The following is a 24,044-nucleotide window of genomic DNA, read 5'->3' as shown; positions in this document are numbered from 1 at the left end:
CGTTAGAATAGATTCAAACTAAATGTGGAGTTCCTATGCAATACCGTTGCCCTCAATGTCAAAGTGTTAAAATTATGCCTGTAAGCCAAGGCATTAACAGCGCAAAACCAGCAGTTCCTAAAAGCCTTGCTATCTTAATTCCTGCAATTTTTATGCTTTTACTCTTGGTTATTATTAGCATTTTTATGTGGATTTTTGGCAATGGTGCAAGCAGCTCTCTTCAAATTGCAACAGTAGTTGTTTTTGTTGTGACTGTAGGGGCAGGTTTTATGTTCTGGCGTGATTTACCAGACTTTAAACTGTCTATGCAAGCATTTATGCAGTCACAAAAACATTGGAAATGCCGTGACTGCAATAACGAGTGGGAAATCTAATCAATTATTCACATCAGTTTAATGCTGATGTGAATGTGCTTCGTCAGCATGTTCATGGGGAGCATGCTGGGCAGTGTGCTGACAGTTAATCTCCTCGTCATCTTCAATTTGCAAAGTAACCTCTGCAATCCCATGTTCATGAGATAGCATTTCAACTGCTTCATTATAAAGCCTTGTACGCTCTGCTTCTGGCGCAAATAAATGCACCGTTAAATGAATATTTTTAGACGTAATTGCCCATACTTTAAGTTGATGAATACTTTCAACGCCATTTAAAGAAAGTAGATCTGTACGTAATTTCTCAATATCCACTTCTTCTGGCACACCTTCGAGCAAAATATTAATGCTCTGTTTAAGCAAAATCCATGTTCTTGGTAATACCCAAAAGCCAATGAGTACGGCAATAAGCGTGTCAATCCAGTACCAGTTGGTGAAATAAATCATTATTGCCGCGATGATCACTCCTACCGAACCCAATGCATCGCTTAAGACCTCTAGATAAGCACCTTTAACATTTAGACTAGAGTTAGCGCCCGACATTAAAATTTTCATTGAAATGAGGTTAATTACTAAGCCAACCGTTGCCACAATAAGCATACCCACGCTTTGGATTTCAGGTGGCTTAGAGAACCGGATATAGGCCTCATATAAAATATAAACTGCCACTACAAAAAGCATGAGCGCATTAAATAAAGCAGCCAAAATTTCAAAGCGCTGATAGCCAAAAGTACGCTTATTATCAGCGGGACGTTTTGAAATTTGAATAGCAACCAAAGCAATGGCTAAAGCAGCGGCATCTGTAAACATGTGCGCCGCATCTGAGAGCAATGCCAAACTTTGCGTGATTAAACCCGCAATCACCTCAACAATTAAAAACGTTGTAGTAAGAGCTAAGGCAATTGTTAATTTTTTAGCATTACCTTCAGTCACTACAGCATGACTATGATCATGACCATGTCCACCCATTTTGCGGACTCCTTATTATTTATCTTTATGGTGAGGTAAAAGTAACAATGAATGCATCATTATTTTTACCTCTTTCAAACACTTTTTTGACTTAGATTCTGTAATCAAAAAAGATATCTCAAATCGATGACATTATGAATGCTCAGCGCTTTTCGCCTTACTTTCATTCATCCATCGATAAATAACTGGTAATAAAACCAAAGTTAATATCGTAGATGAAATAATGCCACCAATAACAACCGTTGCCAAAGGTCGTTGCACTTCTGCACCAGTTCCTGTTGCCAAAGCCATTGGAATAAAACCAAGCGAGGCAACACAAGCCGTCATGAGTACGGGTCTTAAGCGTAAGATCGCCCCATTCCAAGTTGCAGTTTGAATATCAAACTTTTCTCTAAGCTCTTTAATAAAACTCAGCATCACCAGACCATTCAAAACAGCAACACCCGATAAGGCAATAAAACCGACACCCGCCGACATTGAAAGTGGAATATCCCTCAGCCAAAGCGCGATAATGCCACCCGACAAAGCAAACGGAACGCCGCTAAACACCAACAGACTTTCTTTAATGTTATGGAATACAGCCATCAATAAAATGAAAATCATAGCAAGCGCCAATGGAACAACAATTTTCATTCGTGCAGCAGCTGAAGCTAGATTTTCAAACTGACCTCCATATTCCAACCAATACCCTGCTGGTAGTTGTTCTTTTGCGAGCGTTGTTCTTAGCTCTTGAACAAATGATCCTAAATCACGGCCTTCTACGTTAGCGGTAATAATGACACGGCGCTTACCATTTTCACGTCCTACCTGATTTAAGCCTGAGGTACGTTCAACTTTAGCCACATCTTGAAGCTGGATTAGACCACCATTTGGTAATTGAATCGGAAGTTGGGCTAAGTTTTGAATGGTACGTTGCTGATCCTCTAAACGAATTTCAAAATCGAATCGTCTATCGCCTTGTAAAATCTGCCCTACATTTTGTCCACCGACACTTGCTGCCACAATATCTTGAATGGCTTTGGCAGATAATCCATATTGCGCAGCCAAAGGACGATTAATTTCAATACTTAGCACAGGCAAACCGCTCGTTTGTTCTACCTTAACCGCTGTAGCACCAGAAATCGTCTGTATCTTTTGGGCCAATGTCTGAGCCTGCTCATTAAGCACTTGCATATCATCGCCAAAAATCTTGACGCCAATATCGCTACGAATGCCTGAAATCAGCTCATTAAAACGCAGCTCAATCGGTTGAGAGAACTCGCTGTTATTGCCCGGTAATGTCGCCAAGAAAGCCTGCATACGCGAACGTAGTTCATCTAGCGTTTCTTTAGAGTTTGGCCATTGATCATGAGGTTTAAGTAAAATGACTGCATCAGAGATATTAGGTGGCATCACGTCAGTTGCAACCTCAGCTGTCCCTGTTCGCGCAAAAACAGCTTTTACCTCTGGAAAGTTTTTCAAAATGAGCTTTTCGGTATTTTCTTGCATTCGAAGAGACTGCTCGAGCCCTGTACTAGGTGAACGCATTTGCTGTAAGGCGAAGTCACCTTCACTTAACTGGGGAGCAAATTCACTGCCCATTTGGGTCGCTAAAACACCTGTGAGCACTAAAATACTTAATGCAAAACTAAGAACCACAATCTTAAGTTGATAAGCCTGATCGAGAATATCTCGATATTTCTGCTTTAAAAGCAGCATCCAACGTGTTTCTTTTTCTTTCACTTCACCCGTAACAAAAAGAGCAACTGCCGCAGGTACAAATGTCACAGAAAGAATCATTGCACCCAATAACGCCATAACCACGGTCATAGCCATTGGATGAAACATTTTGGCTTCAACGCCAGATAAGGCAAAAATAGGTAAATAGACCACTAAAATAATCATTTGCCCAAAAATAAGCGGTCGTCGGGCCTGTTTTGCTGCAAGGAAAACTTCTTTGAATCGCTCAGTGCGTGTAAGTGGTCGATGTAAAGCATGCTGTGCTTCTGCTAGACGTCGAATACAGTTCTCTACAATAACAACCGCACCATCTACAATAATCCCGAAATCAAGCGCTCCAAGGCTCATCAGGTTGGCACTAATGTTTTGCTCAGCCATTCCCGTAAGGGTAAATAACATCGAAAGTGGGATAACACAGGCAGTAATTAAAGCTGCTCGGAAATTTCCCAAGAAAATAAACAAAATCACAATAACCAAAATCGCCCCTTCTACGAGGTTCTTCTGTACTGTTGCAATTGCTTTGTTTACCAAACTCGTCCGGTCATAAACCGTTTCGATTTCTACACCTTTAGGTAAGGTAGATTGGATTTCCTTAATTTTGGCATCAACCGCCTGAGCAACGGTACGGCTGTTCTCCCCCATCATCATCATGGCTATGCCAAGAACAGTCTCTTCACCATTGTAAGTTGCAGCGCCTGTTCTTAAATCATGCCCAATAGAGACATTCGCCACATCTGCCACACGAATTGGCAAACCATTTTTGGTGCTAACAGTAATGTTTTGAATATCCTCAACATTACTTAACATGCCCGGAACACGAACAGTGAGCTGCTCGCCATTCTCTTCAATAAAACCTGCACCGCGATTTTCATTATTTTCTTGCAAAGCAGTTTGAAATTCATTAATTGAAATTTGCAGCTGCTGCAAACGTTTTAAATCAGGAGAAACAATATAGGTTTTATTGTAGCCACCAATACTGTTAATTTCGGCTACGCCTTTCACTCGCTGCAATTGAGGACGCACAATCCAGTCCTGAATTTCGCGTAAATCCATGGCTGTATAGGCTGTACCATCAGCTTTTTTAGCACCAGATTTTGCTTTCACGACCCATTGGTAAATCTCACCTAATCCTGTTGAAACAGGAGACATAACTGGATCAACTGATTCAGGTAGTTGTCCGTCCGCCTCTTGTAAACGCTGGTTAATCAGTTGTCTTGCCCAATAAATATCTGTTCCATCTTTAAAAATAATGGTGACTTGGGAAAGTCCATAACGGGAAATAGAGCGAGTCTGTTCCAGATTAGGAATTCCGGCCATCGCATTTTCAATAGGATAGGTAATCCGCTGTTCGACCTCTAAAGCGGTATATCCATTTGCTTGGGTATTAATCTGCACCTGAGCATTGGTAATGTCTGGAACCGCATCAATAGGAAGCTTTTGATAACTCCAGATTCCGACTCCAATCCACGTCAGCACAAATAGCATGACCCAAATAGCATTTTGAATGGCAAACTGAATAACTCTGTCAAATAGTCCTTCGGGTTTGGGCAGTTCGGGTTTATTAATGTCCATGCTCCGCCTCTCCTTTTTCCAGTTCGGATTTCAGCAAGAAGCTGCCTTCTGCAACATAGCGCTGGCTTGGATTAATACCTTTTACAACTTCGACCCACTGACCATCTTTAGAACGTTGCCCCAACTGTACCGTGACAGGTTCAAACTCAAAGCCTGTTTTGACCATTTTTGGAGTAAAGATAACGTCTTTATCTTCGACTTGTTGGATCGCTTGTGCTTTTACACGTGTTACTTTTTGCGTTGAACCTGAATTTAGCTCAACGTTAACCATTAGATTTGGACGTAATTCACTATTATTTGCTAAGACCTTTGCACGGACTTGTAAACGCCCTGTTTGAGCATCAGCCTCTGTTGTTAAGCTTTGAACCTGTGCAGTAAATACATTCCCAGTTTGCAAAGATTTAAATTCAATTTGCTGGTTTGGCTGCACATTGATATTCACGGTACTTGGTAAAATAAACTCCAGCCATAACTGATCAAGCTGATTAATAATAAAAAGCTGATCTGCTAACTGTACGTTTTCACCTACCACAATATCTTTATTACTCACCATGCCTGCAATTGGCGCTGTTAAGGTGTAGCGTCCTCCTGAACCTGAACCCGCACCAAATGCACTTAAGCGCGAGCGAGCTGCTTTAACTTGAATTTGGGCTTGCTGGTAAGCGTTATAAACTCTTTGATAATCTTGTTTAGCAGAAATTCCCTGAGACCATAAGCTACGTTCACGTTCATAGTCCTGACGCGTTAAATCAAGATTAGACTGTGCAATTTGCAAATTAGCTTGTTGATCGACTAGATCTGGAACCAATAAGCTTGCGAGAGCCTGACCCTTTTTAACTTGTTGTCCCAATTCAACATAGACTGCTTCGACACGACCACTAAAACTTGGTGAGACATGGGCTTGACGGTCAGTATTTACAACCAGTTTGGCTGGATAAGTTTGAAGCTGAGCAACTTCACCTAATTCAGCCTGTTCAATTTTTAAATTTTGTTCCTGCATTTGTTGAGCAGTGAGCATCAATGGTTTTTCACCCTCGTCATGATGTTCTTCACCCTCTTCTTCAGCATGCTCATGCTCTTCTGAGGCTTCAGAAGAGGCAGGTCTATTTTTTGAATTTAAAACGAGCAAACCGATTAATATTGCAGTGACTGCTGCAATCACTCCCACCCAAAGCCATTGAGAATTTTTCTTTAAATTTACCGACATTTTTATTCTCCTGCCTGAGTTGGGAATGATTGGCTTTGTTGCCAAGCACGTTGATTCAATTGCATTAAGGCATCTTTCGCCATGATTTGTTCCGCCTCTAGACCGAGACGCAAACTTTGAATTTCAATTGAGTTTTGCCAAGCCTGTTTTAATAGCTCGACTTTACGTAAGCGCACGTCTTGCAATAGCATGGTCGCTTGCTGAACATCGGTAACGGCGAACTTACCCAAACGGAAACCTTGTAATGTTTTTTGTTGGACTTGAGCCGCAAGCGGAACTTGCTGATCATTCAGTTGTTTAAACTGGATACGTAAACCTTTTAACTCTGACATTAGGGTTTCAATATCAACCTGATTTTGCTGTCGATAAAAGCTTTGCTGACGTTGAGATAGCTCTTGTTTGGCCTGAGCAATCTTGATTCCGTATTGCTGGCGATTAAAAAGATTTAAAGGAATTTCCACACCTAAACGAATTTGGTTATCTGTACTCTGTTCTGGAGAGCGAGTGTTATTAACACCCAAAGTTACGGTAGGTTGTGGTCTTGCTTTTGCTTTAAGCTGTTTAATATTGGCTTGCTGTGCAAGAGAATCTAACTGGAAAGAGCGCTCCAATAAATTATTTTGTGAATCTTGGTTTGGTTCTACATTCGCTGCCAGCGCCCATAATTGGTTTGGACTTTGGAATAGCTGAAACTGACTTGAACCACCACCCCATAAATTCACCAATTGCTGTTTCGCAACTTGGAGTTTTAAATCGACTTGTTGATATAAACGCTGATTCTCCAAGTGAGACATACGCACTCGGTCTACATCAACTTGAGCAATACTGCCTGCCTGATAACGTTTTTCCGATGCTAGTAAATTTTCTTGGCTGACGAATAGCTGCTCGCCAATGAGAGACTTTTCAAGCTCAAGCAAAGCCACTTGCGACCAAAAATATTTAACGATTAATCCAAGTTCAGCTTGATAACGCTGCTCAGCCAAATCAATTTTTGATATTTCTACTTTTGCCAAATTTTGTGCAGCCTTACGCTGCCCAAAAATATCTAAAGGCTGAGAGATTCCAATCGCGAGTTCTTTTTCTTGATCACTCTGGAAACCTGTTTGCTCAATGGAAAGACTTGGATTTGCCCATAAACGACTTTGCTTTAAATTAGCCTCAGCCATTTGCTGCTGTGCTTGCCAAACACCTTGCTGATTTTGATAGTTTTGTACCTGTTCTAACGCTTGCTCAAAAGTAAACGCTGCTTTTTGAATATAGCGTTCTTGTTGAATATCAGACTGAGCCATCACTGCTTGCCCAGCCAATAGCATGGCAATAGACAGGCTTGAAATCGTTAAAACTTTTTTTAACGTTATCTTAACGTTACTCTCTAAGTGATAAGTAGAACTCACTCGAGTTGAAAAAATAGAAGACATGTTTTTGCCCCGCAATAAATAAGAGATGCGGTGGGCTTATTTTAGCTACCCCACCTATAGCGGGGTTAAAACAGGAGGGGGTTTTAAAGCAGTAAGATGGGGTGACTGGTAAGAATTAGACCAGTGATAAATTTGTGAGAGTTCCTGCACATAGACTACAGGTGCTTCAGCTTGTTTTGCAACTTCAATCATCACAACATGAAAACATGAAGGCAAATGATCATGGTGATCTTGCAAATTTAAAGGAGCTTTATGAGAGGTGTTTCCGGCATCGTTCTGTTCAGTATGAGCTTGATGTGAAGATTGATATACATTCAAAGCCGCATGATGCCCGAAATGATGCAATGCTTTTTCCTGATTTTCATGCGCACAAAATGCCGCTGCCACATTCCATAAACTCTGGAATATGAGCAAACTAAACAAGATGGACATAAAAATTGCGGAACGTGGCAAAAGCGCACCATTAAGCTAAAAAGTTGAACAAAGCCACTATAACAGGCACTAGGCATGTAATAAAATTACAAAACCTCCAATCACGAATCCCCACCTTTTAATTTAGAACTTATCTCACGTTAGGCGAGACAAAAATAACTTATTATTGAGTAATCATTATGTACAAGCTTTTTTCTGCATCTATATTAACAATTTGCCTTGGCTTAACTGGCTGTGCAACGTCAATGCTATCATCAGCCTTGCCCGATGAAACAACACAAGTTCAGACGAATACTTTAAAAACAGATCAAATTATTGCCCTAGGGCAGGCAGTTAAAAATCAGCAAGAACAAGGATTAGTATTTATAGGTCAAGACTATAATTATTTAATGACTGATGGTAGCGCAGAGTTTCTAAAAATTATTAAAACCATTCCGGCTACCGAAAGAACGCTTAATATCCCCTCTCCACTTGTGCTCACTATGGATGATCCAAATCATTTTCACGGAGTAATACAAGTTCGCTATAATACACGCATGGGAAATCTAAATGAAAAACAAAAAGATATGTTAAAGGACTTGGGTTTTAAACAGAATTTTGCCATGCTCCAAGCTCAACAAAATACCCCATATCCCTATATTAATATTTTTTTCAAAGGCCAGCTTTATGAATCTAAAGACCTAAAAGATATTCAACAAAAACTAGCAACTCCATACGTGGTGGAATTACAGGAAAAAATTGAAACAACTAAGAAACATCCATTCAAGCGTGCTACTCGCAAGGTTTTGTACCCTTTAGCAATGACCTTTGATGTAATTGTCTTTGCACCCTCTTTAATATGGGCAGATTTACATGGTGACTTTAATAAATAAAGCACTGAGATTCCTAAAACAAAACCAGCCCTTAGGCTGGTTTTGTTTAAAAAAATTTCTTTTGTTTGATATTTATAAATTCTAATAAGATTTTATAAAGAAAATAAAAAACGAATATCTCAAATAAAGATTATTTTCTAGTTTCTAAAACCTAGTTTTTTAGAGAATATAACAAGCTAATTCCAGCTGGCATAAAAACACGTGTAACTTTTATGTAAGCCAAAACTTCATTATTTTTCATCCAAATGCGCTATATCACATTTACAAAAAAAAACATAATATTTCAATATAAGGGACTAGCTTAAAAGTGTGAGTCAATTCAATCAAATTGAGGAACAAGGGAGACTATCATGAATATGAAATCAATCAAGCATGGGCTTAATCACTTGTTTGCTTTTGAACACTTACTTCCCGATATGCATTCGCAAGCGGTTGATGAAATTGAACAAGGCTTACGTTTTGAAGAACTTGCAGAGCAAGATCATGAGCGTATGCAAAACTGGTTAGACGTAACCCCGAATGATCGAAATGCTATGTGGTGTTACTTACGAGCAGCTTTACGAGGTAGCTCTGATGCCTCTTTTAAACTTGGTATTGGTTATCTAAATGGTCAATTTGGATTAGATAAAAATTATCGTGAAGCTGAAAAATGGCTACAAAAAGCAGCAAGTCAAGGTCACCCTGATGCTGAACGTTGCCTACAAGAAGCATTTAGTAAACTCGCTTTCTCATAAAACAAAAAAAACCAGCCCTTAGGCTGGTTTTTAAATTTAGCAGTAATTAACCGCTAATTTTTTTGTACTTCGTACGTTTTTGAACAGCGTCATCACCTAAACGTGACTGGCGATATGCTTCATATTCAGCATAGTTACCTGCGTAGAATTCTGGCTGTTCATTTTCAAATGACAAGATGTGTGTCGCAATACGGTCAAGGAACCAACGATCATGCGATACCACCATTACCGTACCTGGGAATACAAGAATTGCATCCTCAAGCGCACGTAAAGTTTCAATATCCAAGTCGTTTGATGGTTCATCCAGCAAGATTACGTTTGCACCTAACTGTAAGATCTTCGCAAGTTGTAAACGGTTACGCTCACCACCAGACAATTCACCTACACGTTTTTGCTGATCTTGACCTTTAAAGTTAAAACGGCCGATATAAGCACGTGATGCGATTTCGTAATCACCGATTTTTAAGATATCTAAACCGCCAGAAACTTCTTCCCAAACAGTTTTATTATTATCTAGAGTGTCACGGATCTGACCAACATAAGCAACTTTAACTGACTCACCTAAGGTCACAGTACCTGTATCAGGTTGCTGTTCGCCGGTCATCATACGGAATAAAGTCGTTTTACCTGCACCGTTTGGACCAACGATACCAACAATCGCTGTTGGAGGTACGGTAAACGTTAAGTTTTCGTACAACAAGCGACCGTCAAATGACTTACTGATGCCTTCCACTTCCACAACTTTGTTACCCAAACGTGGGCCAGGTGGAATATAGATTTCAGATGTTTCATTACGTTGCTGGAATTCTTTAGAGTTAAGCTCTTCAAAACGTTCCATACGCGCTTTGTTTTTCTTTTGCTGACCTTTAGCATTTGAACGAACCCATTCAAGTTCTTTTTTCAATGCTTTAGCAAAAGATTCTTCTTGTTTATTTTCCTGCTCTAAACGAGCATTCTTTTGTTCTAACCAAGAAGAATAGTTACCTTGATAAGGAATACCCATACCACGGTCAAGTTCAAGAATCCACTCAGCCACGTTATCCAAGAAATAACGGTCATGCGTAATCGCAACGATAGTGCCGGGGAAATCTTTCAAGAAACGTTCTAACCAAGTTACAGATTCTGCATCCAAATGGTTCGTCGGTTCGTCCAGAAGTAACATATCTGGCTTAGAAAGTAATAAACGGCAAAGTGCAACACGACGGCGCTCACCACCTGAAAGTAATGATACGTCTGCATCCCAAGCTGGAAGATTCAAAGCATCCGCAGCAATTTCAAGCTGGTTGTTTAGGTTATGTGCATCCCAAGCATGGATAATTGATTCTAATTTTTCCTGCTCTTTTGCAAGTGCATCAAAATCTGCATCTGGATCTGCATATTCTGCAAAAACTTGATCAAGACGTTCTAATGCATCTAAAGCTTCACGCACGCCATCTTCAACGTTACCACGAACGTCTTTAGTCGGATCTAGCGGTGGTTCTTGCTCTAAATAGCCGATTTTAATTCCAGGTTGTGCACGAGCCTCACCAGAGAAATCTTTATCTACGCCAGCCATAATACGAAGCAAGGTAGATTTACCTGCACCGTTCAAACCGAGCACACCAATTTTGGCACCCGGGAAAAATGATAAAGAGATGTCTTTTAAGATTTCGCGCTTTGGCGGAACCATCTTAGACACTCGGTTCATCGTATAAATATATTGGGCCACGCAGGACTCCTCAATTGAAAAACCAGTACATCGCAATAAGCGATAAATAATCGCGCGTATTATACGCTGAAAACCTCTTTGACTTGAAGTTATGATTTCCATCGTACGGATTTATCAAACAATTTTCTTTTTCAATAAGTTGCAAAATGTTTATGTATAAGATTTATACAAGGTTTCAGCGTATATTTTTCTATCTTTATTCCTAAAATTAGAAAACAAACCAGAATTTCTGCAATTTTCAAGATGAATTTTAGGCTAGACTCGCTCAATATTTAACTCACGAAGATGAAGTAATAATGACTTATAAAGATGAAACCTTAGCCATTCATGCAGGCTATTCACCAGAGGCGACCACAAAAGCTGTTGCAGTCCCTATTTATCAAACCACATCTTATGCATTTGATAATACCCAGCACGGCGCTGACCTCTTTGATTTAAAGGTTCAAGGTAATATTTATACCCGTATTATGAACCCAACGACCTCTGTGCTTGAACAGCGTCTTGCCGCGCTTGAAGGTGGAATTGGTGCTTTAGCATTGGCTTCTGGTATGGCCGCAATTACTTATGCCATTCAGACCATTACAGAAGTAGGAGACAATATTGCTTCTGTCTCAACATTGTATGGTGGAACCTATAACTTATTTGCCCACACCTTACCGAAACAAGGTATCGAAGTTCGTTTTTTTGATTACCAAAAGCCTGAAAGCTTACGTAACTTAATTGATGATAAAACCAAGCTTGTTTTTGTTGAGTCGATTGGCAACCCACTCGGAAATATTATTGATCTAGAGGCCATTGCTAAAATTGCCCATGAATATGGTGTTCCAGTCGTTGTAGACAATACCGTTGCCACCCCTGCTTTATTAAAACCTTTTGAATATGGTGCTGATATTGTCATCCATTCTCTCACCAAATATATCGGTGGTCATGGCAATAGCATTGGTGGTGCGATTGTAGATAGCGGTAAATTCCCTTGGGGTAAATATCCGGAACGCTTTAAAGTCCTCAACACGCCTGACCCAAGTTATCACGGGGTTAATTATGTCGAAGCATTAGGTGAAGCAGCTTATATTGCCCGCGCACGTGTAGCTCCATTACGCAATACAGGTGCAGCAATTAGCCCTTTAAGTGTGTTCTTAATTTTACAGGGTCTAGAGACTCTAAATTTAAGGATGGAACGCCATGCTGAAAATGCGCAAAAAATTGCGGAATATTTGCAAAATCATCCAAAAGTAAAATGGGTGAATTATGCAGGCCTAAAAGATCACCCGCAGCACCAACTGGCTCAAAAATATGTAAAAGGTAAGCCTTCTGCAATTTTGTCTTTTGGTGTTCAAGATGGCCGCGAAGGTGGTACTCGTTTCATCGATGCACTACAACTGTTTACTCGTCTCGTAAATATTGGCGATGCAAAAAGTTTAGCTTGCCACCCTGCAACGACAACTCATCGCCAGCTCAACGAACAAGAACTTAAAGCTGCTGGCGTAAGTGAAGATATGGTCCGTCTTTCGATTGGTATTGAGCATATCGATGACTTAATCGCCGATTTAGAACAAGCACTTTCAGCTGTATAACTTTTGAACTACCTAACAAGCCTCTGGAAACAGAGGCTTTTTTATTTTCTGCTCATGATAGGATTAAAAACAATTACTGGATTAAGATACTAATTTAGAGTTTTTACTCTAAATAAATTGTTAAATTTCATATATTTACTGACTAGACAATTTTTAAACATCTATTAAGATAAGTGACAATATTTATGAGTTCATCTGGATGAACCTACGGTTGTAAAAAATAAAAATTACATACCGGAATAAATAGTCCCTGCCCCTACTTAGGTAAAATGCTGTGAATAAAAAATTAGAAGCTCTGTTCCAGGAAAAGGTACAAGATAAAGTCATTTTAGTGACAGGCGCCTCGAGTGGAATCGGATTAACGATTTCAAACAAACTTGCTGATGCGGGTGCTCATGTCTTACTAGTTGCACGTACTGAAGAAACTTTGGAAGAAGTGAAAGCAGATATCGAAAGTCGTGGTGGTAAGGCATCAATTTTCCCATGTGATCTCAACGATATGGATACGATTGATCAAGTATCTAAAGAAATTTTAGCAACTGTTGATCACATCGATATTTTAATTAATAACGCTGGTCGTTCTATTCGCCGTGCCGTACATGAGTCTTACGATCGTTTCCATGACTTTGAACGCACAATGCAGTTAAATTATTTTGGTGCAGTACGTTTAGTCCTTAATATCTTGCCTCATATGATTCAGCGTAAAGATGGGCAAATTATTAATATTAGCTCGATTGGTGTGTTAGCAAACGCAACTCGCTTCTCTGCCTATGTGGCATCTAAAGCTGCTCTTGATGCATTTAGTCGCTGCCTATCAGCCGAAGTTCATGCACATAAAATCGCGATTACTTCAATCTATATGCCGTTGGTTCGCACTCCAATGATTGCACCAACCAAAATTTATAAATATGTACCAACACTTTCACCTGAGCAGGCTGCTGACTTAATTGCTTATGCTATTGTGAAACGTCCAAAGCGTATGGCAACCAACTTGGGCCGTTTAGCTTCAATGACTTATTCTGTTGCACCAGGCATCAACAATATGTTCATGTCGATTGGTTTCCGTTTATTCCCAAGCTCTGATGCTGCAAAAGGTGAAAAAACTGAAAAACTGAACTGGGCACAAAAAGCATATGCACGAATTTTCCCAGGTGAACACTGGTAATTTTGAGTTAATAGCATAATGAATAAAAAAGCGCCTTGTTTAAGGCGCTTTTTTATTAAAGAATTTATCAGTCAAGAAACTGAACATGCCCTGTTTTTACATCATAAATTGCACCCACAACTGCAATCTCACCTCGCTCAACCATATCTTTTAAGACGTTACTCTGGTTAATGATGTATTGAATGTTGTAGTGAACATTCATGGCAGTCACCTGATTGATAAAGGCTTTACTTAGATCACGTGGCTGCATAATGTCATATACACTATCAACCGAATGCATTAACGGCCCAAGCACATATTGAATATGTGGCATTTCCTTCACATCAGCCACTTGCTTATGCTCTAAGCGTAATTGACATGCGCTCGTCACCGCACCGCAATCGGTATGCCCTAAGACTACAATCACTTTAGAGCCTTTAGCCTGACAAGCAAACTCAAGCGAGCCTAATACCTTTTGCCCAGCAATATTACCTGCGATTCGTAAGCTAAACAGATCACCAATACCCACATCAAAAATCATTTCAGTGGGTGCACGTGAGTCCATACAACCAAGGACTGCTGCGATCGGATGTTGCCCTTCATCTGCAGTAACTCGGATTTGACGATAAATATCGCGTTGAAGGCGTTCATTTCTTACAAAACGTTCATTACCTTCTTTAAGCAAATTCACGACTTGCTGTGGACTCAGTTTTTGTTGTAAATCCCTTGTACTAATATCAATATCAAGTACAGCATCATCAACATCTTGATAGTGTTGTTTGAACCCAACCAGTTTAAGATTTACCTGACGTTTAATAGCAGTTTCACTTTGATAATCTTGAATAACCTGATAAATATCAGGATCAATCGAATCACATTGTGTTGCATCAATAATGAGTTGTTGATGTTTATGTACATGTTCCAATGCAGAAATAAGCGCAGAACGATTTAGAAAGGTTACTTGTGACGGAAGTTCAATACGAGTAACTACACCATGTAAACGCTTCTCTCTATAAACGCGAATACCCTTATTAAAATTGCCATAGAGAATAAAAGCACTGCTGGTAAATAGACCAATTAAAATTCCCATTAAAAGATCAGTCAGCAAAATTGCAACTAAGGTAATAATAAAAGGTAAAAACTGTTTCCAGCCTTTTTGATAAAGCTGTTTAAATAATCTTGGGTGAGTAAGCTTAAAGCCTGTCACGATTAAGATTGCAGCCAACGCAGACAGAGGAATCATGTTCATTAATGGCACGAAGAACAAAACTGCCAGTAGCAATAATACGCCATGAATAATGGTAGAGCATTTACTACGCGCCCCTGTATTTGCATTCACCGAACTACGTACAATGACGGAGGTCACAGGCATTCCACCAATTAAGCCCGAAATAATGTTACCCGTACCTTGTGCCCAGAGTTCACGGTTAGGAGGAGAAGAGCGTTTTTGAGGGTCGATTTTATCTGCCGCTTCCAGATTCAATAATGTTTCTAACGATGCAACGACAGCAAGCGTAATTGCTCCTGTGTAAATCATAGGCTCAGCTAAATAGCTAAAATCAGGGAAAATTAATACTTCTTCGGGCGCTTGCAATATATTCGGCAATTGAATGAGGTTATCAACGTGCACTGCCCAGAGGGAGCCAATACTCACCAAAATAAAATTTAAAACCGCTGCCAACACAACTGCAATCAGAGCAGAAGGTAAAGCTAGTTTTTTGAGTGGGCTGCTATCCCACGCTAAAATTAAGAATAAACTGAGCAAACCAATGAGTGCTGCTCCTCCATCAAAACGTTGAAGGAATGCGTCTGGCGTTGAAGTCCAAACCTGTTTCCATGAAAAATCAGAAAGTCCGAACAGATAAGGTAATTGTGTCGCAATAAGGATGACACCAATGGCCGCCAGTAAACCCAAAATGACATTATTTGGAATAAAGTTGGCAAAAAAACCTAACTTGAATAATCCAAATAGAATTTGAAGGACACCAGCAAAAATAATACATAATAAAAAGGCGGCATAATTGCCGCCTAGTTGTTCTAACTGTACAAGAATTACGGCAGTCAGCCCCGCCGCTGGGCCTGCAACGCTAATGTGAGAACCACTCAGTAGACCCACAATAATGCCGCCAACAATACCTGCAATAATACCAGAGATGATGGGAGCACCTGAGGCTAAAGCGATACCCAAACATAGGGGCAATGCCACGAGGAATACGACAACTCCGGACAGGAGGTCTTTTAAATGAAATCTATTTTTCAGGTTTAAAACCGACATAAAACAACCATTTATAATAAAAAGAAATAAGCAAAGTTGTACTATTACAGCCTGAAAGTGAGTAAGTGCTTCAAGGCAATGTTGATGTTGTCGGACAACTGAATATGATTAAAGTTGAGTTATGCTATAACGTTGTATATTTGTTTGAGTATTTAACAGCGTTTTGTTGATCTTAAGATTCACCTCATGTTCATGTCTGCGATTTTTTATTAATTCCCCATAAAAAACTTTTAAAAAATATATTTTAACCCATAAAAAAAGCCTCCGATTGGAGGCCTTTTTAACAATTAAAAACTCTTATTTAGAGCCTTTAATCCCTGCTTGTAGTAACAATGCACCTAAACCGCCAATCTTTTGTTCTTGTGGTTTATCTTGCTTGCTACGCTGAGGGCGTTCAGCTTGATCTTTACGCGGTTGAGGACGTTTACCTTGAGGTTTACGCTCAAAATGCTGTTCTGTATTTTGCTCACGACGTGGTGGACGCGGCGCTTTAACAGGTGTAGAACCTTCAGCACGCATACTTAAGTTCACGCGGTTACGTTCAACATCAACCTGCATAACACGCACTTGTACAATCTGGCCCGGTTTTACAACTTTATGCGGATCAGATACAAATTCATTTGCTAATTCAGAAATATGAACTAAACCATCCTGATGTACACCAATATCAACAAAGGCACCAAAGTTTGTGACATTAGTAATCACACCTTCAAGTTGCATACCTTCTGTCAATTGACCAACTTCAGTAATATCTTCACGGAATTTAGCAGTACGGAACTCTGGACGTGGGTCACGACCCGGTTTTTCAAGTTCAGCTAAAACGTCTTGAATTGTTGGTAAACCAAATTTGTCATCAACAAATTCATCAGCTTTTACTTGGCGAATGATTTCAGTATTACCAATGATGTCTTTAACAGTTGTTGCTTTTGCTGCAACAATTTTCTCAACAAGGCCATAACTTTCAGGGTGAACTGAAGAAGCATCTAAAGGTTCAGAACCATTTTGAATACGTAAGAAACCAGCTGCCTGCTCAAAAGTACGCTCACCTAAACGTGGTACGCTTTTCAACGCTTGACGGTTGTCAAAACGACCATGCTCTTTGCGGTATTCAACAATTTGTTGAGCAATTGCTTTGTTTAAACCTGCGATATAAGCCAAGATTGCTGGTGAAGCGGTATTTACATCAACGCCTACAGCATTCACACAGTCTTCTACCACTGCATCAAGTGTTTTTGCCAAACCAGTCTGGTTCACATCGTGTTGATATTGGCCCACACCGATTGATTTCGGATCAATCTTAACAAGTTCAGCAAGTGGATCTTGTAAACGGCGAGCAATAGAAACTGCACCACGAATTGAAACGTCAAGTTCTGGAAGTTCTGCCGATGCAAGTTCACTTGCAGAGTAAACAGATGCACCCGCTTCACTTACAGTGATTCGTGTTAAATTCAGATCAGTATTCGCAGCCATCATTTCAGCAACAACAGCTTCTGTTTCACGGCTAGCTGTACCATTACCAATTGCAATGAGCTCTACATTATATTCACGGCATAGGCGTGCAAGTTCAGCGATTGAGCCTTCTTTGTCTTCTTTTGGAGCAAATGGATAAATCGTGCTGTGAGCAAGTACATCACCAGCATCGCTGATCACTGCAAGTTTCACACCTGTACGAATACCAGGGTCAACACCCAAAGTCGTACGGCTGCCAGCTGGCGCTGACAATAATAAATGACGAAGATTTTCAGCAAATACCTGCATTGCCTCTGCTTCGGCAGTAAGACGTTTTTCTGTCAGCAATGAATGTTCGATTTGAGGACGAATCTTACCTAACCAGAATAATTTTGCAGTTTGCTTTAAGAAATCCTGACGTGCTTGAGGTTGAATTTGCTCAAGGTTGTATTCAGTTTCAATACGCGCCAATGGTGCATCATCTTCACCATCTACTTTCAAACCTAATACGTTTTCTTGACGACCACGTAACATCGCCAATAAACGATGAGAAGGTAATTTGTTTAGACCTTCAGAGAATTCAAAGTAATCACGGAACTTTTTACCAACTTCTTTCTTTTCTTCAGATGCAACCGCACTTTTTAAAACCGCACTTTTTGCAAAAGTTGTTTTTAATTCTGTAGTAAGTGAAATATTTTGCGCCCAGTCATCAATCAGAATGTGCTGAATCGCATCTAACTGACTTTCAACATCTGGGTAGTCTTCGTGACTAAAACCAGCTAATGCTTCTGTCGGGTCAACTTGTTCTGCAATAATTTTTTCAGCAATTGGTCCTAAACCTGCTTCTTTTGCTTTAAAAGATTTACTTGTACGCTTAGGGCGATACGGTGCATAAATTTCTTCTAAAGCATTTTTTGTTTCGGCTGCATTCACCCGCGCCAACAAGTCATCACTCAATTTATTCTGTTCTTGCAATGACTGAATAACCTTTTCACGGCGCTCATATAAATCACGTAAATACGCTAAACGAGTATCTAATTGGCGTAACTGCGTATCATCTAAACCTTGTGTTACTTCTTTACGGTAACGGGCAATAAATGGAACACTGGCACCTTCATCAATTAAGCGGATGGCAGCTTCTACTTGGTTTGGACGTACGGCAAGCTCACTTGCCAACTGCTGAACTAAGTCAGTCATCGTGTTTGATCCCACAAGGATAAAGTTTAAAAGCACTGATTATAAAGACCAAGCCCATAAAATCCACACTTGTTTGCGTATTCAAAACGTTTTTTTGTATTGACTCTGAATATTTATAGTTTTTACGACTACTAGAGCACATAAAAACAGGAGTTCAAGTATGAAAAAGTTGAGTCTGAGCTCTGTTTTTTAATCTTTATAAAATATAAACGTAGGCCTTATGTCATGAAAGTGACAAAATTTTATTATAAATTATGAGAAAATGATCATATTGATACATTCCTCAAAAGCTAAAAACATAGCGATTCAACAAGGTTTTATTCGTCCAATCTTTTAACCAACCCAACCATCTGCTTACTTCAACAATTAAAAGCTTTATAACAACCAAGTTAGTTTACCTAAAATAACTTATTTGAAACAATTAGTTATTACTAATAAATTATTAAAAATTTATCAAATATTTAAGTATTTGTTTTTTTAGATCAGTCTTTGCTAAATTATGGGCTTAAGATGTTGTTTTTTGGTTTCAAACCACCTTGAAAATTGTAATTTTGAGCAAATTGATACATAGTCTTAACGAGAACATCAGCATTATACTGAGGGCTTGCTGGCAATAAGCCTGACCGACCCAATAATATATAAATTATGACTTTAAAAGGGAGTACATCATGAGTTTAGTTGTACCTGCTGAACATCCTGAAACCGTACACAACGAAACGGATCGTGTCGAACGTATTTTAGTGGTCGATGACGATGTGCGTTTACGTACCCTCTTGCAACGTTTTTTGGAAGATAAAGGCTTTGTTGTAAAAACTGCCCACGATGCTTCGCAAATGGACCGTTTATTACAACGTGAGTTATTTTCACTTATCGTACTCGACTTTATGTTGCCAGTTGAAGATGGTTTGAGTATTTGCCGTCGTTTACGCCAATCAAATATTGATACGCCTATTATCATGTTAACAGCGCGTGGTAGCGATTCAGACCGTATTGCAGGTCTGGAAGCTGGTGCAGACGATTACTTACCAAAACCATTTAATCCAAATGAACTTTTAGCCCGTATCCGTGCTGTATTGCGTCGCCAAGTTCGTGAAGTTCCAGGTGCTCCAAGCCAACAAGTTGAAGTTGTGAGCTTTGGACCATGGTCTTTAGATTTGTCTACCCGCACGCTGACACGCGAAGGACAAATCGTTACCTTAACGACTGGCGAATTTGCAGTATTAAAAGCATTGGTACAACACCCACGTGAACCATTAACGCGCGACAAACTCATGAATTTGGCTCGTGGTCGTGAATGGGGTGCAATGGAACGTTCAATTGACGTTCAAGTATCTCGTCTACGTCGTTTAATTGAAGATAATCCTGCACGTGCACGTTATATCCAAACTGTATGGGGCGTGGGTTATGTATTTGTTCCAGATGGTGCGGAATAAGCTGAGATAAGATAGAGTGAGTTTAGAACCAATCGCGCCACAAAACTTTACTGACTACGCCACCTACTCTGAACGGAAACGAACTCGGTGGGAACGTTTTCTCGACAAAATTAAGCCACGCTCTGCTGCCATGCGTACCACCATTCTGGTACTGCTGGTGGTATTTTTTAGCTTATTTATGTCGTTATGGTTCTTTTGGCGCACTCTTTATTTACCTGAAATTCAACAACATGCCCGTTATTTAGCAGTTGAACTTGAACTCGTTAACAATCCAGATATACGAATTTTTCATCGTGACAACGAAGTTGATGTTGATACGTGGTTACGTAATCGCGTTGGTATTGAATACGTTACCAACCCGAAAGAATACCCAAGCGTCCGCGATAAAGTTATTGCTGAGTTTTTTACCAATCAGATCGAACAAAAACTGGCAAATGAGATTGGGACGAAGGATGTTACGGTTTACTTCCAGTTTAAGCCTAGCCCACGCATCTGGATTCAAACACCTGAAATGCACGGGAACTGGGTCCGTGAGCCTTTAAAAACCTATGCCAATTATAGCCCTGAGCTATTAATTGGTTGGATCGTTGGTGTTCCATTACTTTCAGCTATTATTATTCTGATTTTAGTTAGGCAGATGAACCGCCCTTTACGTCGTTTGCAAAATGCTGCCAATGAATATAGTAAAGCTGGAACGGCACCTTACTTAGATACCAATCACGGTCCCTTAGAAATTCGTCAGGTGAATCAAGCCTTTAACCGCATGGTTTATACGCTTGACCAAACTGAGCGTGAACGACGTATTATGCTGGCCGGCATTTCACATGATCTAAGGACTCCTCTTACACGTATTCGCTTAACGGCGGAAATGTTACCTGATGAGTTTTTACGTGAAGGTCTGGTCTATGACGTAGATGATATGGATGCGATTCTTAATCAGTTCATTTCCTATATGCGTGATGGTTCTGATGAAGAATTGAAAGACACCAATATCAATATGCTTTTGCAAGAACTTGTTATCCAGTTTAAGCCACTTGATATTCACTTCGAGATGCAGGATGTGCCAATTATTCCGGCACGTAGTCTTTCTTTAAAGCGACTTATTGCCAACCTGATTAACAATGCAAAACGCTATGGTGCCGAACCGATAGAACTCAGTGCAAAAGTTGAAAATGAACATATTTTAATTACTGTTGCCGATCATGGTGAAGGTATTCCAGCAGATCAAATAGAAGAGTTAATGCAACCTTTTGTTAGAGGAAACTCGGCAAGAACAGTTCAAGGAAGCGGTCTTGGCCTTGCGATTGTCAAACGTATTGTTGATATTCATCATGGTGAAATTCAAATTCATAACCATGAACAAGGCGGTTTAGAAGTTATTATTTCTTTACCTACCCCGAAACCAAGCACTGAAGAAAATAGCTCGATCAATCCATTAGAAAAAATAAAACAAACTTTGAGTGAGCGCTTTTAATTTAACCAGTTAGTTATTAAAAGCCTCATTTTAAAGACAAATAAAATAATTAAAAATCAATAAAATAAAAACTATAAATATATTTTATACCACCATTTATTTACAAAATTAGACCTTAGCCTAACACCTATGCACTTTTCAATTTTTCATAGCTAAAATCCCCTATGTTTTGACAATTCTGAGGATGTCCAATGTCTTTAAGTCGTATTCGCCTAGCTTCTCTTCATGACAAGGTCATCAGTGCTGAACAAGCTGCACAATTCATCGAAGATGGAATGACCGTAGGTATGAGTGGTTTTACTCGTGCTGGTGAAGCTAAAGCTGTTCCACAAGCACTTGTAGAACTTGCAAAGAAAAATCCGTTAAAAATCACGTTAATTACGGGTGCCAGCTTAGGTAACGACTTAGACAAACAACTCACGGAAGCAGGTGTTTTATCTCGTCGTATGCCATTCCAAGTGGACAATACCTTACGTCGTGCCATTAACAATGGCGAAGTTATGTTTATTGACCAACATTTGTCTGAAACTGTTGAGCAAATGCGTAACCAACAGCTTAAACGTCCGGATGTTGCAGTGATTGAAGCAATTGCAATTACTGAAGATGGCGGCATTATTCCAACGACTTCTGTTGGTAACTCTGCAAGTTTTGCTATTTTTGCCGAGAAAGTTATTGTTGAAATCAACACATCTTTAAGCGAAAGCTTTGAAGGTTTGCACGACATCTACATTCCAACTTATCGTCCAACACGTACTCCAATTCCATTAACAAAAGTGGATGAGCGCATTGGTACATCAGCAATCCAAATCGATCCGGCAAAGATTGTTGGTATTGTATTTAACGATACGCATGACTCACCATCAACAGTAACTCCGCCAGATGATGAAACTCAAGGCATTGCAAACCACCTGATCGCTTTCTTTAACAAAGAAGTTGCTGAAGGTCGCTTACCAAAAAGCCTTGGCCCATTACAAGCAGGTATCGGTTCTATTGCCAATGCTGTATTAACAGGCTTAAAAGATTCTGACTTTGAAGACCTCATCATGTACTCAGAAGTATTACAAGACTGTACTTTTGAATTAATTGATGCAGGCAAAATGAAATTTGCTTCTGGTAGCTCAATTACACTTTCTGCAAAATGTGGCGAGAAAGTTTTTGGCAATATCGAAGCTTACAAAGACAAATTAGTACTTCGTCCACAAGAAATCTCTAACCACCCTGAACTGGTTCGCCGTTTAGGTATTATCGGCATTAACACTGCACTTGAGTTTGATATTTACGGTAACGTGAACTCGACTCACGTTTGCGGTACTAAAATGATGAACGGTATTGGTGGTTCAGGTGACTTTGCTCGTAATGCTCACTTGGCGATCTTTGTGACCAAATCAATTGCTAAAGGTGGCGATATCTCTTCTATCGTGCCAATGGTGAGCCACGTTGACCACAGTGAACACGATGTTGATATTTTAGTGACAGAGCAAGGTTTAGCAGACTTACGCGGTTTAGCACCTCGTGAACGTGCTCGCGTTGTTATCGACAATTGTGTACATCCACTTTACCGTGATGCATTAAATGATTACTTTGATCGCGCATGTGCTAAAGGTGGACATACGCCTCATTTACTTCGTGAAGCATTGTCTTGGCATGCAAACTTCGAAGAAACAGGTCAAATGCTTCAAGCAGCACCAGTTGCAAAATCAGCTTAAATAACTGGTTTAATTCAAGCACTCCTACCAGGGTGCTTTTTTATTTGTTTAAATTTTTCATAAAATACTGCTCAAGCCCCAATTTTTATTTTATCTTTTCAGCACATCAAAACAAAAAGTAGAAATCCATATGTTTATTATTCGTCAATTTACAAATGCGGATCTGGAAGATGTCGTTATTTTATGGGAAAGCTGCGGCCTGACTCGTCCTTGGAATAATCCTGAAACCGATATTTTCAGAAAAGTCTCACAACAAGATGATTTATTTTTGGTTGCTATTAAAGATGAGCAACTCATTGGCACGCTTATGGGCGGCTACGACGGCCATAGAGGCTGGATTAATTATTTGGCTGTTCACCCCCACCAACAACGCTTAGGAATAGCTACAGCGCTCGTTCAGCAGCTTGAAAAGCGACTGATTGCTCGGGGCTGCCCAAAACTACAATTATTGGTGCGTAAAGATAACCTAAATGTACTGAATTTTTATGAACAGCTCGGCTATGACGAAGTAGAAGCGGTATGTTTAGGGAAACGTCTAATTAGCGATAGTTCACATGATTAGGCCCTTACTTGTTATAGCTTTGACATAATAAGAAAAATAATCAGAACTTGGGGATAAGTGACAGTGCTTGTGGATAAATCTCATTTTACCCACAAGTAAGAAAATGATTTGTTCAGATAAAACAATAGGCATGAAAAAAGCCTCATACGTTATGTATGAGGCTTTTTCGAATATGGTGGCGAGACCCAGGATCGAACTGGGGACACACGGATTTTCAATCCGTTGCTC

The 24,044-nt window shown here is 39.8% G+C and carries 17 protein-coding genes and 1 pseudogene; 10 read left to right on the top strand and 8 right to left on the bottom strand.

Annotation, left to right across the window (positions count from 1 at the left end):
• Positions 1–35: 35 nt before the first annotated feature.
• Entirely contained in the window at positions 36–374 is a 339-nt protein-coding gene (locus RMB03_RS12955; RefSeq protein ID WP_003653848.1) for a membrane protein, read from the top strand.
• A gap of 18 nt (positions 375–392) precedes the next feature.
• Here RMB03_RS12955 and RMB03_RS12950 read toward each other — a convergent pair whose 3' ends face one another.
• From RMB03_RS12950 to RMB03_RS12930, 5 genes are all read right to left on the bottom strand, one after another.
• Positions 393–1,340 carry a cation diffusion facilitator family transporter gene (locus RMB03_RS12950; protein ID WP_045126044.1) on the bottom strand — a complete coding sequence of 316 codons (948 nt, stop codon included), beginning with the start codon at positions 1,338–1,340 and terminating at the stop codon, positions 393–395.
• Positions 1,341–1,472: 132 nt separating this feature from the next.
• Entirely contained in the window at positions 1,473–4,631 is a 3,159-nt protein-coding gene (locus RMB03_RS12945; RefSeq protein ID WP_311076539.1) for a CusA/CzcA family heavy metal efflux RND transporter, read from the bottom strand.
• Positions 4,621–5,838 (bottom strand): efflux RND transporter periplasmic adaptor subunit, encoded by a 1,218-nt coding sequence (locus RMB03_RS12940; RefSeq protein WP_311076538.1) that lies wholly within the window; start codon positions 5,836–5,838, stop codon positions 4,621–4,623. The genes RMB03_RS12945 and RMB03_RS12940 overlap by 11 nt, the downstream gene beginning before the upstream one ends.
• A 2-nt stretch (positions 5,839–5,840) precedes the next feature.
• Complete coding sequence (locus RMB03_RS12935; protein ID WP_311076537.1) at positions 5,841–7,256, bottom strand: TolC family protein; 1,416 nt, start codon at positions 7,254–7,256, stop codon at positions 5,841–5,843.
• A gap of 54 nt (positions 7,257–7,310) precedes the next feature.
• The gene (locus tag RMB03_RS12930; RefSeq protein ID WP_311076536.1) at positions 7,311–7,709 is read right to left on the bottom strand and encodes a cation efflux protein, CzcI-like; all 399 of its coding nucleotides are present in this window, start codon (positions 7,707–7,709) and stop codon (positions 7,311–7,313) included.
• Positions 7,710–7,867: 158 nt separating this feature from the next.
• On the opposite strand from RMB03_RS12930, the gene RMB03_RS12925 reads away from it, so the two are divergent.
• Both RMB03_RS12925 and RMB03_RS12920 read left to right on the top strand, forming a co-directional pair.
• The gene (locus RMB03_RS12925) at positions 7,868–8,560 is read left to right on the top strand and encodes a hypothetical protein (RefSeq protein WP_311076535.1); all 693 of its coding nucleotides are present in this window, start codon (positions 7,868–7,870) and stop codon (positions 8,558–8,560) included.
• A gap of 350 nt (positions 8,561–8,910) precedes the next feature.
• Positions 8,911–9,294: a tetratricopeptide repeat protein gene (locus RMB03_RS12920; protein ID WP_005038225.1), complete on the top strand. Its 384-nt coding sequence runs from the start codon at positions 8,911–8,913 to the stop codon at positions 9,292–9,294.
• Between the two features lie 46 nt (positions 9,295–9,340).
• On the opposite strand, the gene ettA is transcribed toward RMB03_RS12920, so the two are convergent.
• Positions 9,341–11,002, bottom strand: coding sequence for an energy-dependent translational throttle protein EttA (gene ettA / locus RMB03_RS12915; protein WP_017390934.1), 1,662 nt, complete (start codon positions 11,000–11,002; stop codon positions 9,341–9,343).
• Between the two features lie 296 nt (positions 11,003–11,298).
• Here ettA and RMB03_RS12910 point away from each other — a divergent pair, with 296 nt between their 5' ends.
• Positions 11,299–12,576: an aminotransferase class V-fold PLP-dependent enzyme gene (locus RMB03_RS12910; RefSeq protein WP_311076534.1), complete on the top strand. Its 1,278-nt coding sequence runs from the start codon at positions 11,299–11,301 to the stop codon at positions 12,574–12,576.
• A 274-nt stretch (positions 12,577–12,850) separates the two neighbouring features.
• Positions 12,851–13,741 (top strand): SDR family NAD(P)-dependent oxidoreductase, encoded by an 891-nt coding sequence (locus RMB03_RS12905; RefSeq protein ID WP_005038221.1) that lies wholly within the window; start codon positions 12,851–12,853, stop codon positions 13,739–13,741.
• Positions 13,742–13,808: 67 nt separating this feature from the next.
• Here RMB03_RS12905 and RMB03_RS12900 read toward each other — a convergent pair whose 3' ends face one another.
• Positions 13,809–15,995 carry a solute carrier family 23 protein gene (locus RMB03_RS12900; protein ID WP_311076533.1) on the bottom strand — a complete coding sequence of 729 codons (2,187 nt, stop codon included), beginning with the start codon at positions 15,993–15,995 and terminating at the stop codon, positions 13,809–13,811.
• A gap of 297 nt (positions 15,996–16,292) precedes the next feature.
• Positions 16,293–18,641 (bottom strand): Tex family protein, encoded by a 2,349-nt coding sequence (locus tag RMB03_RS12895; protein ID WP_311076532.1) that lies wholly within the window; start codon positions 18,639–18,641, stop codon positions 16,293–16,295.
• Positions 18,642–19,309: 668 nt separating this feature from the next.
• On the opposite strand from RMB03_RS12895, the gene ompR reads away from it, so the two are divergent.
• The 5 genes and pseudogenes from ompR (at position 19,310) to RMB03_RS12870 (ending at position 23,816) form a co-directional block, all read left to right on the top strand.
• Positions 19,310–20,074, top strand: a complete 765-nt coding sequence (ompR, locus tag RMB03_RS12890; protein ID WP_000060753.1) for a two-component system response regulator OmpR — start codon at positions 19,310–19,312, stop codon at positions 20,072–20,074.
• Between the two features lie 16 nt (positions 20,075–20,090).
• Positions 20,091–21,548 carry an ATP-binding protein gene (locus tag RMB03_RS12885; RefSeq protein ID WP_311076531.1) on the top strand — a complete coding sequence of 486 codons (1,458 nt, stop codon included), beginning with the start codon at positions 20,091–20,093 and terminating at the stop codon, positions 21,546–21,548.
• Between the two features lie 27 nt (positions 21,549–21,575).
• Positions 21,576–21,704, top strand: a pseudogene (locus tag RMB03_RS12880) (hypothetical protein).
• Between the two features lie 35 nt (positions 21,705–21,739).
• Positions 21,740–23,254: an acetyl-CoA hydrolase/transferase family protein gene (locus tag RMB03_RS12875; RefSeq protein ID WP_003653872.1), complete on the top strand. Its 1,515-nt coding sequence runs from the start codon at positions 21,740–21,742 to the stop codon at positions 23,252–23,254.
• A 130-nt stretch (positions 23,255–23,384) separates the two neighbouring features.
• On the top strand, positions 23,385–23,816 hold the full coding sequence (locus RMB03_RS12870; protein WP_004639785.1) for a GNAT family acetyltransferase: 432 nt from the start codon (positions 23,385–23,387) through the stop codon (positions 23,814–23,816).
• Positions 23,817–24,044: the final 228 nt, after the last annotated feature.

The organism is Acinetobacter sp. V91_7 (assembly GCF_031799075.1).
Classification (GTDB): Bacteria; Pseudomonadota; Gammaproteobacteria; order Pseudomonadales; family Moraxellaceae; genus Acinetobacter; species Acinetobacter calcoaceticus.
Note: the sequence above shows the minus strand (reverse complement) of the source record. Positions and strands in the feature narration are given on the sequence as shown.